General features: G+C 52.4%; 13 protein-coding genes. 3 read left to right on the forward strand and 10 right to left on the reverse strand.

Annotated features, from left to right (window positions below; genetic code table 11):
- Nucleotides 1–158 precede the first annotated feature (158 nt).
- The 8 genes from mobQ to ACTNCH_RS10355 form a co-directional block, all read right to left on the reverse strand.
- Nucleotides 159–1,856, reverse strand: a complete 1,698-nt coding sequence (mobQ, locus tag ACTNCH_RS10320; RefSeq protein ID WP_441019517.1) for a MobQ family relaxase — start codon at nt 1,854–1,856, stop codon at nt 159–161.
- A gap of 385 nt (nt 1,857–2,241) precedes the next feature.
- Complete coding sequence (locus ACTNCH_RS10325; RefSeq protein ID WP_441019518.1) at nt 2,242–2,448, reverse strand: DUF3847 domain-containing protein; 207 nt, start codon at nt 2,446–2,448, stop codon at nt 2,242–2,244.
- A gap of 538 nt (nt 2,449–2,986) precedes the next feature.
- On the reverse strand, nt 2,987–4,267 hold the full coding sequence (locus ACTNCH_RS10330; protein WP_441019519.1) for an IS110 family transposase: 1,281 nt from the start codon (nt 4,265–4,267) through the stop codon (nt 2,987–2,989).
- Nucleotides 4,268–4,395: 128 nt separating this feature from the next.
- Nucleotides 4,396–4,611, reverse strand: coding sequence for a DUF6471 domain-containing protein (locus ACTNCH_RS10335; RefSeq protein ID WP_441018358.1), 216 nt, complete (start codon nt 4,609–4,611; stop codon nt 4,396–4,398).
- Nucleotides 4,612–5,127: 516 nt separating this feature from the next.
- Nucleotides 5,128–6,429, reverse strand: coding sequence for a DNA primase family protein (locus tag ACTNCH_RS10340; RefSeq protein ID WP_441018357.1), 1,302 nt, complete (start codon nt 6,427–6,429; stop codon nt 5,128–5,130).
- Nucleotides 6,401–7,030 (reverse strand): CHC2 zinc finger domain-containing protein, encoded by a 630-nt coding sequence (locus tag ACTNCH_RS10345; protein ID WP_441018355.1) that lies wholly within the window; start codon nt 7,028–7,030, stop codon nt 6,401–6,403. The genes ACTNCH_RS10340 and ACTNCH_RS10345 overlap by 29 nt, the downstream gene beginning before the upstream one ends.
- Before the next feature lie 69 nt (nt 7,031–7,099).
- Entirely contained in the window at nt 7,100–9,142 is a 2,043-nt protein-coding gene (locus ACTNCH_RS10350; protein WP_441018353.1) for a DUF4368 domain-containing protein, read from the reverse strand.
- Nucleotides 9,139–9,348, reverse strand: a complete 210-nt coding sequence (locus tag ACTNCH_RS10355; RefSeq protein WP_044930409.1) for a transposon-encoded TnpW family protein — start codon at nt 9,346–9,348, stop codon at nt 9,139–9,141. Before ACTNCH_RS10355 ends, ACTNCH_RS10350 begins: the two co-directional genes overlap by 4 nt.
- 248 nt (nt 9,349–9,596) lie before the next feature.
- Between ACTNCH_RS10355 and ACTNCH_RS10360 the strand changes: the two genes are divergently transcribed.
- The 3 genes from ACTNCH_RS10360 to ACTNCH_RS10370 are packed head-to-tail and all read left to right on the forward strand — an operon-like array spanning nt 9,597 to nt 12,515.
- Nucleotides 9,597–10,529, forward strand: coding sequence for a sigma-70 family RNA polymerase sigma factor (locus tag ACTNCH_RS10360; RefSeq protein ID WP_441018351.1), 933 nt, complete (start codon nt 9,597–9,599; stop codon nt 10,527–10,529).
- Nucleotides 10,530–10,585: 56 nt separating this feature from the next.
- On the forward strand, nt 10,586–11,500 hold the full coding sequence (locus ACTNCH_RS10365) for a hypothetical protein (protein ID WP_441018349.1): 915 nt from the start codon (nt 10,586–10,588) through the stop codon (nt 11,498–11,500).
- Complete coding sequence (locus tag ACTNCH_RS10370) at nt 11,493–12,515, forward strand: virulence RhuM family protein (protein WP_441018347.1); 1,023 nt, start codon at nt 11,493–11,495, stop codon at nt 12,513–12,515. Before ACTNCH_RS10365 ends, ACTNCH_RS10370 begins: the two co-directional genes overlap by 8 nt.
- Before the next feature lie 48 nt (nt 12,516–12,563).
- Here the strand turns inward: ACTNCH_RS10370 and ACTNCH_RS10375 are convergent, their stop codons facing one another.
- Nucleotides 12,564–12,935: a TnpV protein gene (locus tag ACTNCH_RS10375; protein ID WP_441018345.1), complete on the reverse strand. Its 372-nt coding sequence runs from the start codon at nt 12,933–12,935 to the stop codon at nt 12,564–12,566.
- Nucleotides 12,936–13,117: 182 nt separating this feature from the next.
- Nucleotides 13,118–13,426, reverse strand: coding sequence for a hypothetical protein (locus tag ACTNCH_RS10380; protein WP_441018343.1), 309 nt, complete (start codon nt 13,424–13,426; stop codon nt 13,118–13,120).
- Nucleotides 13,427–13,810: the final 384 nt, after the last annotated feature.

Raw genomic sequence — 13,810 nt, forward strand, 5'->3', positions numbered from 1 at the left:
CCCCCCCCCCCCCCCCCCCCCCCCCCCCCCCCCCCCCCCCCCCCCCCCCCCCCCTTTTTTAATGATACGGCGACCACCGAGATCTACACATTCTATGGCTCGTCGGCAGCGTCAGATGTGTATAAGAGACAGCGTATGAGCCGCCGCCTTTTGCACGATTACCGCTCAGGGTCATTTCTTTTTTGTTTACTGTGAGAATTTTGGTGCTGCTCTTGATTTCTGTGCATAATGAGTTGCCGCACCTGCCGTTCTTCCAGGTCCTCTCTGAGTAGGCGGGATGTTTCCTGTTTGGCACTGAGCAGCATAATAAGAGATGGCTTCTCATGCATGGCATCCTCTAACTGCTGTTCTGCTGCCTTTTCCTGCACAGGGCGAATGACCTGCCGTGCTTTGTATAGCTCCACCGGGTCAAAATCCGCAGCCTGCGCTTTCAGCTCGTCATATTCAGCCAGCGCCTTATCCAACTCGGCAGAGTATTTCTGCTCCTGCGCCTCTATCTTTTTCAGACCGGCCTCCATGGTGGCAATATCCTTGCGGAACGCCTCTGCGCCTGCATCCTCCGCATACTCAAATTTTTGCAAAAGAAGCGCCTTCTCGGAACGCAGTTCCTCCAATTCCTCCGTCAGCTCGGCTATGCAGACAGCCAGCGCCTTGTGCCGTTTCACATGATATACTGGTAATTCCTTTTTCTCAGCAACCAACGCTTTGCGCTCCTTGCTCTTTTCCTTGATCTGCTGCACCAGACCGGTGTAACGCTCCAGCTCCGGCTTCCATACGGCAAGGGATTTTTGAATATGCGCTTTGCCGCTGCGAATATGAGAGAGCTGATAACAGAAGATCATCACACGGCTGCGCAGCTTCTCCAGCCCCTCCGCAATGGCGGGAACAGTACGGGCGACCAGTGCGGCCAGCTTCTTGACTTCGGCTTTCAACTCCCGCAGCAGCACATTGTCGGCCTTGATCTGCCGGTTGATCTCGCAGCGGTCGGAGATGATTCCCTTGCGCTCCAACGCCTGCGCTGCCACGCCCTCATGAATGGTAGGAATCTTATCCAATCCCCGTGCGGCGTTGCTGCGGTGGTCAATGCGTTCCTCCCGCCCGGCGCGTTCCAGATAGCGGTTGGACACATCCGCCCATGCCGCCCGCCATAACGCAAGCTGTTCCTCACTGTTCCAGCGTTCAGAGATGGGATTCTGTCTGCCGTAGCGGGTGCTTTTGGGATGCTTGTCAGCCCGGACAAGCCCCTGTGCATCAGCCTTGGAAGGAACCATATACACTTTCTTTTTGCCGACTTTGTAGGGATATTGCTTCTCCCAGCCATCATTCTGCGCTGTCCGGAACTCAGCGGCAGTAAAACCCCGTTCCTCGCCGTTTTTCATGCAGAGATATTCCTTCTCTGTCTTGTACTGCCACTTGCCTCGTTCATCCAGCGGGCGCACCGTCAGCAGAATGTGAGCGTGGGGATTGTGACCATCCGTGTCGTGAATGGCAGCATCGGCACACATTCCGTCTGATACGAACTGCTCCCGGATAAAATCTTGCAGCAGTTCGATCTGTTCCTCACGGTTCAACTCTATGGGCAGGGCAACGACGAATTCACGCGCCAACCGGCTGTCCTTGGCAGTCTCCACTTCCTCTACGGCGTTCCAGAGTTGTTCCCGGTCTTTCCATTCCTGCGGGGCGTATTCCGGCAGAAACACCTCCTGCCAGACAAGCCCCTGCTTTTTCGTATAGTCGTGCTGTATCCCATCGTAATCGTTGTAGAGACGGGAACAGCTTAGGTAAGCAGAGGCGGCCACGGCGGAGCGCCCTGCGCCCCGGCTGACCACCTTTGCCTCCAGATGATAAATTGCCATCGTTCGTTCACCTCGTTTTCTTTTTTCTGTTTCTCTTTCGTAAAAGAGAAAATGGACGGGCAGAACGCCCGTCCATCTCTGCGGCAAAGCTGCCGGTGGCAGGTTTGCGTAGGCAGGCGGCAACAGGGGTAGAGAATTTCTACCCCCAATTCTCTGCGCCTGTCGCAGGGAATTTGCCGTCTGCGCAGACGATGACAGCAGCGCCCGCAGGTGCTGTGGCATTGTCTGGAGGCTGCCGCAGCAGCCGCATCTGCCTCGCAGAGCGCACGGCTTGCCAACGGCAAGTACCACCGCCCCTTCGGGTGGTGAGTAAGTGCGCCCTTCGGGAGCCCTTCGGGAGAAAAAAGAGGAAGGCCCCCGGTTTCCCGGAGACCTCCCAGCGAATTCAATCGTGCTGCGGCAGCTTCTGCATCAGGTAATCCTCCAGCGCAGGCAGCTCCACCGTCCGCACTTCCGGCAGCACCTTTTCCAGAATCGCGCCCTCCTGAATGAGCCTGCGTGTCCTCGCTTTTCGCTCCTTGACACGATCCCGCGCCTGCGCTTCCTCTAACCGGTGCTGTGCCTGCAACAATTTCTTTTCCGTATCCGTCATGTGAAAAATCCTCCCTATAATGTCAAGTGATTTTTCCTTGAAAATCAAGGATTTTTCAACGGTATACCTCTACTGAATGAGCCGTAAGGGTGGGCATCTCTGAGTATCGGGTACGAGAATAGAGGTGTTTTGGGTATACGAACCAGAACGTCATTTATCCTGATATTCATGGCCGTTGTATAACCCTTCCCTCTATGGCAGCGCACCTCCCGTATCTACCAGGATCACCTTCGGTTCCCCGATGGGTCCTCACTTCCTTCGTTCCGCCTGCCCATAACCAGGGTGTCAGCTTAGCTCCTCATCAGGGTCGTGCCCTATGGAATAAATTCCTGCCGACTACTGGCTCATTCTTTGTTGTTTGCTGACTCCAGCTCCCGCTCACCAGCACCTTTCGGCGGACGTTTCCCTGATGAACTTCTTCCTTCGTCACTCCCATAAGGGAGCCGGTCTCCTGCTTGTGACCGGAACCGGATCCCTGATGTGGTTCAGATCCCCGGCTCTGGCCGCAAGCAGTAGTTGCTCTGTTGTTTTCGGCTGCTTATGCCGCCAATGGTCTCCGGATATCCCCCATCAGCTTTGCCGCATCATAAGTCGCTCCGGTCTGCAGGATCAGGTAGAACACCCGGATCAGCTTGCATGCCACCGCGATCATTGACTGCATCTTCTTTAAAGGATTCTTCTCCCTTGTCGTGTAATACTGATGGATCGACTTAAATTCCGGACTGTGGCTTACCACGCTGACTGCCGCTTCATACAGCACATATCTCAGTCGCTTTCTGCCGCGGTAGCTAATGTGGCTTTCTCCCTTGTGCTTTCCGGATTCGTCCTTGACGATTGCGTATCCGGCCAGCTTCTGGAGCTGTCTGGGATCATCGAAACGCGTAATGTCCCCGACTTCCGCTACAAACCCGATCACCGTCTTCAGGCCTACGCCCCTGATCTCCAGAAGCTTGTCTACGTATGGCACCTCTATGATCTTTTCCTCGATCAGTGCCATCAATTCTGCTTCCCGTGCTGTCTGCATCTCATAGTCTGAGAGCAGGATCTGCAGTTCTATCCTGGCTGCTTCCTGTGCTTCCCGGCTCCCGATGCTGTGCTCCGCCGCTGCTACCAGGGTCTTAGCCCTCTTTAATCCGACGCCTCTTAACTTCGCATCCCTCCAGATCCGGTTTACACCGTCCACACCAAGTTTTACGATATCTTCCGGCAGTGGCGCTGCCTTCAGAACCATCAGACCGCTCACCGCACCGACATTCCCGTAAACGTCTTTATAATTCGGGAAGTAGATACTGAACCATCTGGCGATCCGATTCTTCAGCCTTGTGATCTCGCTCTGTGCGAGCACCTGCAGTCCTGATAATGCCCTGATCTCTGCATAGACCCCGTCCGGGATATACGGCCGGAAATACCTTCCGTCTTTTACCAGACCGGCTATTACTTTCGGATCTTTGCGGTCATTCTTGTCCGGGTTGTTATCATCCAGTTCCTTCGATTTCTTGACATGATGTGGATTTACGTGCACTGGAGTCATACTGTTATCCTGCAGGAACTTCCCAAGATTGAACCAATAATGGCCTGTTGGTTCCATGCCCGGTATTACCTTGTCCATTTCGTGCTTTTCCTTCAGCTCCTCAATCCAGATCCGGAACGTCTCGAACCCTTCCTCCGTGTTACTGAATTCAAGCGGTTTCCTGGAGAACTCGTATCCCCGCCAGTTAAATGCCCGTGCGAAGTGTGTCTCACTTCCTACGTCAATGCCAATGATCAAAGTTTTTTCAGTTATAGCTGCGATCTTTGCGTTTTGTGTGGTAGACTTCATCTTAGATACCTCTCTTGTAATGGATTTGCTAACTGTCGTGGGTCAGCAAACCTTATATTACAGTGAGGTATCTTTTCTTTCACCTGCTTTCTTTCGCGTCCCTATATTTGAATCATACAGGAAGCTCCTTATCTTCGTTTCTGCCAGACGATTTCATAGCCCAGCGCGTCGGCAAGCTGGACAGCCTGGACATAGCGCAGGGACTCCCGCTGGAGCTTGTTTGAAAGATTGGAAACGCTGTCAGACCAGCCGTGTTCATCCCGCAGCAGATCGACCACCTCCTGCATGGTCATTCCCTGACGGACGATGTATGACTTGATCTCATTTCTCAGATTGGATTTCATCAACTTTTTACCTCCATATTTTCGTGATATTGGTTTTTGAGTAAGTGAACTGTGTGCGCTTTGCGGTGAAAATTCTGTCGTGCCGCAAATCCGCTCAGATTTCCGCCCGTGATGCTCTGTTCGAAACAGCACCCTACCGGCTTCACTGTTCTGCGTGAGGTCATGCGGAACGGCGGGATATACCACATTCCGGTGCATCGGCTTCACGCTTCGGTAAATCACCGGATGGTGCAGTGCGTTCGGCTTGCGGCGAAAATCTTCACGGATTTCACAAGCATTGATTTTGGAACAGCAAAATTGAGCCGCCGGTGTACGGCTTGGTACGGCAAGCCCGCCTTCTGTACGCTTCTGTACGCCGGTTTTGCGTACTGGCCGCCGATTCAACAGCAGATTTTATACTCTGCCGTGAAATGCTTCACGGTGCGCACAAGCAAAAGCAGTTTTTAAGAATGGAATCAAAAACAGCCGTACAGAGTGTACGGCGTGTACGGCAATTTTGAAGTCCGGTTCTCATTTTCAATACGGCGGCGGATTGACTACCTCAATGCCCATAAAGCCACGCACCCGCTTGCCGCCGACATGGACATTGTTGGTGGCCTCCACATTGTAAAGCTGCTCATTTTGTGCAAGCTCAGAGCTGACACGGTTGGCAGACATAGGCTTCTGCGCGTTATCATCGCACCATCTCGTGTAGGCTTCATAGATCGCCTTGGAGCTGGCTTCGCTGTCGGCTTTGAATCGGATATAGCCCTCGGATTGCAGAAACTCGATCACATTGTTGCTGCTGCGCTTGACCGTCTCCATATTTTCTCTGGCTTTGCCCGAAATGCTGAACTGATAGTTGTTCCCGATCAGCCGGTGCAGCCCCTCCAGACACCAGAGGAAGATACCCTCCTTTTCCCGCATCAGCTTATCTACCAGAAACGGATCGTCTGCTCTGCCTGCGGGCCGGTCTTTGGTGGTCAGCACGATCTGGCGTCGAAAGAAACCGTCGGACTTGTCGTGCAGAGCGGTCAACGCACCGTTGCCGAAGCAGAGGAAGCGCACATAAAGCTGACTCTGATAGCTTTGGATGCCCTTGCGCTCCATGTCCATCTTGCACTCGGAGGTGACGATGGATTTGATATAATTCGTCTTGGGCAGAGCGCTCATATCCATATCATCGTCCACCATCAGGAGCTTGTTTTCCAAATCTGCGCGGCTGAACCGGTTGCTCTCAACTTTCTGGATGCTGGTGGTATTCATGCTGTCGCCCAGTAGCGAGCGCATGACCAGTCCGATACGGCTTTTGCCCTCGCCGCCCTTGCCGATGAGCATGAGCATTTTCTGTCCCTTGGTGGTCGGCAGCAGGCAGTAACCAAGGAACTCCTGCAGGGTGGGAATGTCCTCCGGTTGCAGCAGCTCGGACAGAAATTGCAGCCACTTTTTCGGAATGGGTGCGTCAGGGTTGTAGGCGACCGTCAGCCGGTTGTTGCAGTAGCTCTTGTCAGCGGTGAAGCTGCCGTCCATGAAATACGTTCCGTTGGCAACATGGATGCGGTCTGTCTCGATGGGCAGCGGCGGCGAATAGGCTTGCAGCTTGATGCTGGCAAGCAGATTTGTTACCACTTTAGACAGTCCGGAGGTCAGAACTCCGGAGATTTCCTCCAGAATGAGATTGCCGATCTGCCCTTCATCCTCGATCAACCCGTCCACTGTGAACAGCCGCCCGCGCACACATTTCATGGGATGCTTCTCCAAAAACTGCTGGCAGAACAGCACCTCATTGATGTGTCTGCCGTCGTACCAGTCAGGCCACGTCTGCGGTGTCATATCCATCTTCCAATTCCTCCTTGTGAATTGCCTCCAATCTTCTTCGCAGCCTGTCCAGTTTGCCGTCCGCCATCTGCTGCTGAACCACTTCGGCACGTTCATGGGAATCCCCAGCGCACAGAATATCCAGATAATATTCCGTTTCATCGAGTTTGTGACAGGCTTCCACGAACCGCGTGTGAACAGGCTCATCGGGAGATTGCGGCGCATACCGCACCTTCCAGTCCCGCAGCACACGGGCATAATCGGACAGAACAGAAAAGCACAGCCGCTCGTTTTCCATGAGCCGCTGTGCTTCTGTTCGGATGCGCTTTGCGTGTAGCGCCGCTGCGCTGGGCGGCTTATCCGGGCTGAGATGAAAATCTGCCATCAGTTTCCGTGCCGCATCGTAGGGCGAAAGCTGAAACAGCCTGCCTACAAAGTCGATCACATCTCCGTGTTCCCCGCAGGCGAAGCAATAATAATGTTCATCTGCTACAAGCAAGCTGGGGTGCCGGTCGTTGTGAAAGGGGCAGAGGGCTTTCCCATACCTGTTCACATCAATCCCGTACAGCTCTGCCGCTTCCCGTAGATTGACGTTTTCTTTTACGATTTCAAAAATTCGCATGATACCTCCATTTCTGCGCAAAAACGGCGGCCTGCCCGATTTGGGGCAAGCCGCCGTCTGCGTCTTTTCTTATGCTGTTTTCCTTTCTTCCTCGTTCTTAGCTTCTCGCAAGGCTTTCTTCCGTGCGCCCTGCCGCTTGATCTGTGCTGCATACCGACAATCGTCACTGCAATATTTCACATCTGACCTTGTTGTGATGAACTCCTTGCCGCAATTTTCGCAGGTACACTCCCGGCTGCGGCTTTCTGCCGCCTCCTGCCGGTAGAATTTTGCCCGGCAGTTGGGGCCGCAGAACAGGGTGTTCGTCCGCCTGGATGCAAATTCCTGCCCGCAGCACTTACAGGTCAGCGTGAAGGGCTGACCGACAGCGTGTTCACCAGCCTTGATTTTCTGATACCGTTCCCGGCTTTTGATGCGATGTCGCTTGAGCTGCTCCTGCCGCTTGATTTCTTCCTCGGTCAGCTCCGGCGCGGGAAGCTCAAACTGCCCGATAAAGCGAAGGTGGATCTCCACCTCCTGCACCCGGTCACCGTCGATGCGCTCCGGGGCGTGGACGATGATTTTCTCAATAAACTCGTTGATCATGGGCGTGGTCAGCTCAGAAAAATCGGTGTACTTCTTCGCCAGCTCCAGAAACTGCTCCACGCGGGCGGTGTCTTCAGCGAAAGCGGACAGCTTTTCTTCTGCTTCTGCGACAGAGGCTTGCAGCGTTTTCTGCTCCGCTTCATAATCTGCCAGCAGACTGTCAAAGCGTTCATCGGTGATACGCCCGACGGCAAAGGATTCATAGAGCTTTTTGATGATGGTGTCCAGCTCAGCAATGCGCTTTTTGTCCTTGCTCAACCTTCGCTTGGCGTCCTTGGCCGCCTCCGTCTGCCGGAGCTGGGAGGCGGAGCGCACCTTTTCCATGAACGCCGCCTGATTGGAAATCGCAAAGGTACTGACCGTGCGGATGGTGTCCAGAATCAGTGTGCGCAGGGCCTTGGTCGTGATATAGTGGCCGCAGCAGGCGGCGGTACGCTTCTGGCGGGCGAGGGTATAGGAGGAACAATCGAAGAAGTCAGATGGATAGGGATTGTTCTCTGTGCCGCCTTTGGAGCGGTGATTATACATCTTCTCGCCGCAATCGGCGCAGTACAAAAGGCCGGTCAGCGGATTCGCTTCACCCAGCGTGTCGATGCGCTTGGGCGTCTTGCGGAGCTTTTGTGCAAGCTCCCATGTTTCCCTGTCCACAATGGCCTCGTGGGTATTCTCGAAGATCAGCCAGTCCTCCCTGGGATTCATCACGGCGTTTTTATCTTTATAGGACTGCTTGTGGGAGCGGAAATTCACCGTATGCCCCATATACTCCGGCTTGGAGAGGATCTGTCCCACGACATAGCCGCTCCAGTTATAGGGATTGGAAAATTCCTCTTTGCTTTTCCAGATGCCCTTGCCCTGCTTGCCGAAGTACACAGCAGGTGTTTCCACCTTATCCTCAAAAAGAATACGGGCAATATCGTATGGGCCTTTGCCCTCAATGGTCAAGCGGAAAATGCGGCGCACCACGGCGGCGGCTTCCTCGTCGATCAGCCAATGGTATTTGTTTTCCGGGTCTTTCCTGTAGCCATAGATGGCGCAGTTGGTGGTAGGCTTGCCGGATTCCCCTTTGACACGAATGGCGGTTTTCTGCTTGCGGCTCAGATCGCGCAGATACCATTCGTTCATGATGTTGAGGAAGGGGGCAAATTCATTGCTGTTCTGGTCATCGCTGTCCACGCTGTTGGCGATGGCAACAAAGTGAACGCCGTGCTGCCGGAAGAATACCTCCGTGTAAAATCCGGTTTGCAGATAGTCTCGCCCCGCCCGGCTCATATCCTTGACGATCACATGAGCAACCTTGCCTGCCTCAATATCCGCGATGAGCTGCTTCCACGCTGGACGCTCAAAGTTGCCGCCGCTCCAGCCGTCGTCGGTATAGTGCCGACAGTTGGTGTAGCCCCTTTGCTGGGCATAGCTTTCGAGGTATTTTTTCTGATTCACGATGGAATTGCTGTCCCCGGCGTTGTCATCGTCGCGGGACAGCCGCTCATAGAGAGCGGTGATTTTGCTTTCAGTCTGTTTCGCACTCATGATGCGCTCCTTTCAGACTGTCGGCTCATTTGTGGTGTCTCCATTATACCATAGGTTCCGTCGTTTGTAACCATATCATTGCGTACAATCCGCAAAATTTTATCCTCCATGGTCTCGCCGCCGCTTTCGTTGAACACGACCCTGACCTTGTAGGTGGTGCCGCCGATCCGGCGAATGATAAACTGTTCTCGTTTGTTCTGCTCCATAGGCATCCTCCTTGCGTGATTGGTTGGTTTTTGATATAATGTGGTTGGTTCCGTTGGCTGTAAGCCAACCGTGTCTTTCTGCTGCTTTTTCATGCTCCATATCCTCCTTTTCTTCGCTGGCGATTCCAAAAGTAATCTGTGTATTCTGCTATAAGATTACTCCATCTACTAATAGGAGAAATAAGGGGTGTAAATCGGAACTGTTTTTGAAAAAAAGAAAAATATTTTTTCGGGGAGGTGAAGCTGCCGTGGAACCATGGGAGGATGAACTGCTGCTGGATGATGATTTTTCCGATGAGGAAGAAGATACCGAGGAGCAAATAGAGGAAAACGACCTTGAAATGGATGCGGACAGCTTTGCCGATTGGGAGGATGCGTCTGACGGTCCGCCGGTGGACGAGACGCTGGAGGAAGCGCTTACCGAGGAACGTACTCTTGAGCTGGAAAGCGAGCTGGAGCAGGACGAGCATCCCAGAGACTATGATACCGAGCTGGAGGACGAGGAGGAAGAAGCCGCGCCCACCAGCGAAAAACGACTCAAGCGGGAAATTCGTGCAGAGGCGTTGAAGCGTTTAGAGGAAGCAGCCCGGACAGAATCGGATTTTTTGACTGTGGTAGACGAGTGGAACAAGCTGGACAGGAACCGGGAGCGCCGGGAGCGTGACCACGAAAACCTGCGCGGGGATGTTCCGTTGGAGTTTCAGGCTGTACCTGATCCGAAGATTGCTCCCTTCTGGATGAATCTGCCGAGGTTCCGCCAGCTCTGTCAGGGAAATTTTCTCGACATCATCTTCTCCTGCCCCTACGAGCTGCACGAGCTGACTGCGAACCGTTTTCTCTCCAAGCTCTTTTTCACCCTCAGTGATGAGCAGAAGGAGGTGCTGTATTACCTGTTTGTCAAGCAATACAGCACCACAAGGCTTGCAGCCATCCGTGGACAATCCGACCGGAATATCCGAAAGCTGCGGATGACCATTCAAAAAAAGCTGCAAAAGCGGATGTATGAGCATCTGAGTGAAAAGCTGGAGAAGGACTACAGCATTACCCTGCGGGAGCGCGAATTCATGGAGAAATATGAAGCGTCGATGCAAACCATGGGCAAGGATGCCGTGATCCGCCGGGAGAACAAAACAAAACCGAGAAAAAAGAAAGCCGCCCTTGACGATGTCAAGGACGGTTGATACAATGGTAATATGGTTAATATATAGATGGATTACGAATTGAGAGGAACAGCGTTATGAATAATCTGTTTGCGCAGTCCCGTTCCCATTGGGTGCGGTATGACCGCTATGAGATCAAGACCGGTAAGGACGGGAAACGCTATATCACGCCGGAAAAGACGGCAAAGCCCGATGTCTATAACCCGCTGAAGGAATCCTCCGAGATGGTGCTGGAGGCGCTGAACGTAGGGATGCTGATGATGAACCGCAGCCCGGAGGATGAGGTGGAAAAGGCAATTCTGGCTTTTGTGACCCATTATGGTCTGTTGGGGCTGATGACGGCGCTGCCCACCACGCCGTCCTTTATGGACTATGAGGCAGTCTATCTGCCGAAGAATCACTTCATCAAGGAAGAAAGCATGGCAACAGAGGACTACCTTGCCCTGTTCTATCCCTTTGACAAATTGGATGTAGTGAAAAAAGGCGTGGAATCCAGTTGGAATGTTTCCGGGGATAATATGATGATTGCCCTGACCATGACCTTCATGGATGAGCCGATGGCAAAGAACATGAGCTTCCAGCGGGAATATGCAGAACCGTATGATTGGGTGGCGCAGCAGTTCAAGGATTGGGCGTTCACGCTGACTACCTCTGTTTTGTACTATAACGACTACGACAGCATTGATGAGGACACAAGAAATCTTTACCGCAAGGCCATGGCTGCCTTCGGCGGCATTGCGCCTACCTATCATATCGAACTGCTGGAGAAACCGACCATCTATTGGGACTTCCATTCCCTGCTGCTGGGCATCCAGATGATGTTCAGCTTTATGCTGGTGGACGATACAAAACCCCTGCGGCTGTGCAAGCACTGCCAGAAGGTATTCCTCGGCAGCCGGGCCAACTCCGCGTTTTGCAGCGCCCGGTGCAAGAATCAGTATAATGTCTATAAAACACGGGCAAAGAGCCGGGAGGATAAAGAGAATGGATGAGAATATGGCACTTACCCCATACGAGACAAGAGAAATTTTGTTTTACAAGACCGATAACGGCGATGTCAAGGTTGAAATTCTGCTATATCAGGAGAATTTATGGCTGACGCAGGCAAAGATGGCGGAGCTGTTTGAGGTGCAGAAAGCGGCCATCTCAAAGCACCTGAAGAATATCTTTGTATCCGGTGAATTGATGGAGGATTCAGTTGTTTCCGTTTTGGAAACAACTGCGGCAGACGGGAAAAAATATCCCACACGGTACTATAATCTGGATGCGATTATTGCGGTCGGTTATCGGGTGAACTCCAAAAAGGCCACCATGTTCCGCATATGGGCAAACAGGATATTGAAGGAGTATATTATCAAGGGCTATGTCATGGACGATGAGCGCCTGAAAGAGCCGCAGAACTTCTTCGGGAAGGATTATTTTGAGGAACAGCTGGAGCGCATCCGTGATATTCGCGCCAGTGAACGGCGCTTTTATCAGAAAATCACGGATATCTATTCCCAATGCAGCGCAGACTATGACGTGGACAGCCCTGTGACAAAAGAATTTTTCGCCACCGTACAAAACAAACTGCATTACGCAATTACAAAGCACACCGCAGCGGAGATCATCTACGACCGGGCAGACAGCACGAAACCGAATATGGGCCTGACAACATGGAAAAATGCACCGGGCGGCAGAATCCGAAAATCCGATGTTGTGATAGCGAAGAACTACTTGGACGAAACCGAGATAGGAAGCCTGAACGAGATCGTCACGATGTATCTTGATTATGCCGAGCGGCAGGCACGCCGTGGAAACATCATGTATATGCGGGATTGGGTCGCACGGCTGGATGCGTTTTTGCAGTTCAACGAGGAAGAAGTGCTGCATCATAAAGGAAAAGTGACAGCAGCCATTGCAAAAGCCTTTGCCGAGAGCGAATTTGAGAAATACCGTGTCATTCAGGATCGGCAGTATCAGAGCGATTTTGACCGACTTGTAGCCAGCACCGAGGAAAAGGATTAAAACGCAGAAATGCCCGCTATCGGCCGTACAGCCAATAACGGGCATTTGTCATTCATATACGAGCTCGGTCAGAACGATTTCCTCCGCACGATTGCGGATGCTGTTCATGCGGCGCACCCATTCCATTTGCTCGGCGGCCTTGAGTGCTTCGGTCACACCCTCCTGCTTCGCCATATCAGAAACGATGATTGCCATGCGCTCATTGCAGGCTTGGTCGATCTCGGCAAGGTGACGATGCAGCGTTCCGCTTGTGAGCAAGTTTGCATAGAGAACTGGACGATGTTCTTTCAGATAGCTGCGACGCATACGCCCGTACTTGCCGATCTGGTATTCTGGTTCGTCCGGCAGCGCAAGGTTCGGGATAAGATAATCACCCTCCTGACGGTAAGTGCCGCCCATTTCTTCAAATAGAGATTTCATAAGAATCAGCTCCTTTTGGTGTTGTTTTTTAGCGGTTATAAGGGCTTTTTTACTCCTTTCCTACAACTGCTGTTCCATTCACCACAAATGAGCCGCAGTCATATGTATTAGGTGGGAGAAACCACCCTCTACATAGTAACTCTTGGTTGGAGATAGAATTGCTCTCGCCCTGTAAATCATCATCACGGCTCAAGCCGACCGAGATCTATGCACATCGGCTGAAGTGCAATATCGGTCTTGGCCATCATGTGAACCGGGCAGGCCTCAATATGTCCCGCTATGTTGAAGATACCAAGCATTCCACTGACAGGAACGATTTTCGGAATCTTCTTAAAAGGAACTCTGTCACCGAATGCGCTAGCCGGAATGTTCAGCTGCTCATCATTGTGAAGCGTGACCTTCAGGACATTTTCGTTGATCACCTGAACGGTAGACACACAGTCTGTGTTGATCATGATGCATCTTTCTTTACTGTCTAAAATCTTATTCACTCTAAAAACCTCCAAATGTTTTCTTGAATATTCTTGCTGCCAGTGGTGTGGACAAAGGCAGCGTTTGCTTAATCGCAAAAGAATACGGCGGAATACGAAACAATTTCTCGAACGCAGTCCGCCGCATGGTTTTCACTATTAAGTTTAGGTCGTTCTAATTCTCAATCACATTTGTCCCCGACACCCCTGACTGAATATGGGAACCCTCCGGCCCGCGTCCTGGTCTGGACACTCATAGACCGTTTTACCTCCCCGTGGAGCTCACCGGGCCGCCCGCATTACTGCGACTAGACGGAAGTATCATTGTCCCGCATATGCTTCATGGCAATCAGATCGTACCAACAGATCTGTTCTGTCTCTCTGTAGATCGCTCGTCCTTAAGGA

The organism is Candidatus Merdisoma sp. HCP28S3_D10, assembly GCF_052065835.1.
Classification (GTDB): Bacteria; Bacillota; Clostridia; order Lachnospirales; family Lachnospiraceae; genus Laedolimicola.

Coding starts and splice junctions, on each gene's coding strand:
- ACTNCH_RS10375 (WP_441018345.1), bottom strand. CDS start 12,935: ATGAAATCTCTATTTGAAGAAATGGGCGGCACTTACCGTCAGGAGGGT.
- ACTNCH_RS10335 (WP_441018358.1), bottom strand. CDS start 4,611: ATGAAATCCAATCTGAGAAATGAGATCAAGTCATACATCGTCCGTCAG.
- ACTNCH_RS10365 (WP_441018349.1), top strand. CDS start 10,586: ATGAATAATCTGTTTGCGCAGTCCCGTTCCCATTGGGTGCGGTATGAC.
- ACTNCH_RS10370 (WP_441018347.1), top strand. CDS start 11,493: ATGGATGAGAATATGGCACTTACCCCATACGAGACAAGAGAAATTTTG.
- ACTNCH_RS10330 (WP_441019519.1), bottom strand. CDS start 4,267: ATGAAGTCTACCACACAAAACGCAAAGATCGCAGCTATAACTGAAAAA.
- ACTNCH_RS10350 (WP_441018353.1), bottom strand. CDS start 9,142: ATGAGTGCGAAACAGACTGAAAGCAAAATCACCGCTCTCTATGAGCGG.
- ACTNCH_RS10355 (WP_044930409.1), bottom strand. CDS start 9,348: ATGGAGCAGAACAAACGAGAACAGTTTATCATTCGCCGGATCGGCGGC.
- mobQ (WP_441019517.1), bottom strand. CDS start 1,856: ATGGCAATTTATCATCTGGAGGCAAAGGTGGTCAGCCGGGGCGCAGGG.
- ACTNCH_RS10345 (WP_441018355.1), bottom strand. CDS start 7,030: ATGCGAATTTTTGAAATCGTAAAAGAAAACGTCAATCTACGGGAAGCG.
- ACTNCH_RS10325 (WP_441019518.1), bottom strand. CDS start 2,448: ATGACGGATACGGAAAAGAAATTGTTGCAGGCACAGCACCGGTTAGAG.
- ACTNCH_RS10340 (WP_441018357.1), bottom strand. CDS start 6,429: ATGGATATGACACCGCAGACGTGGCCTGACTGGTACGACGGCAGACAC.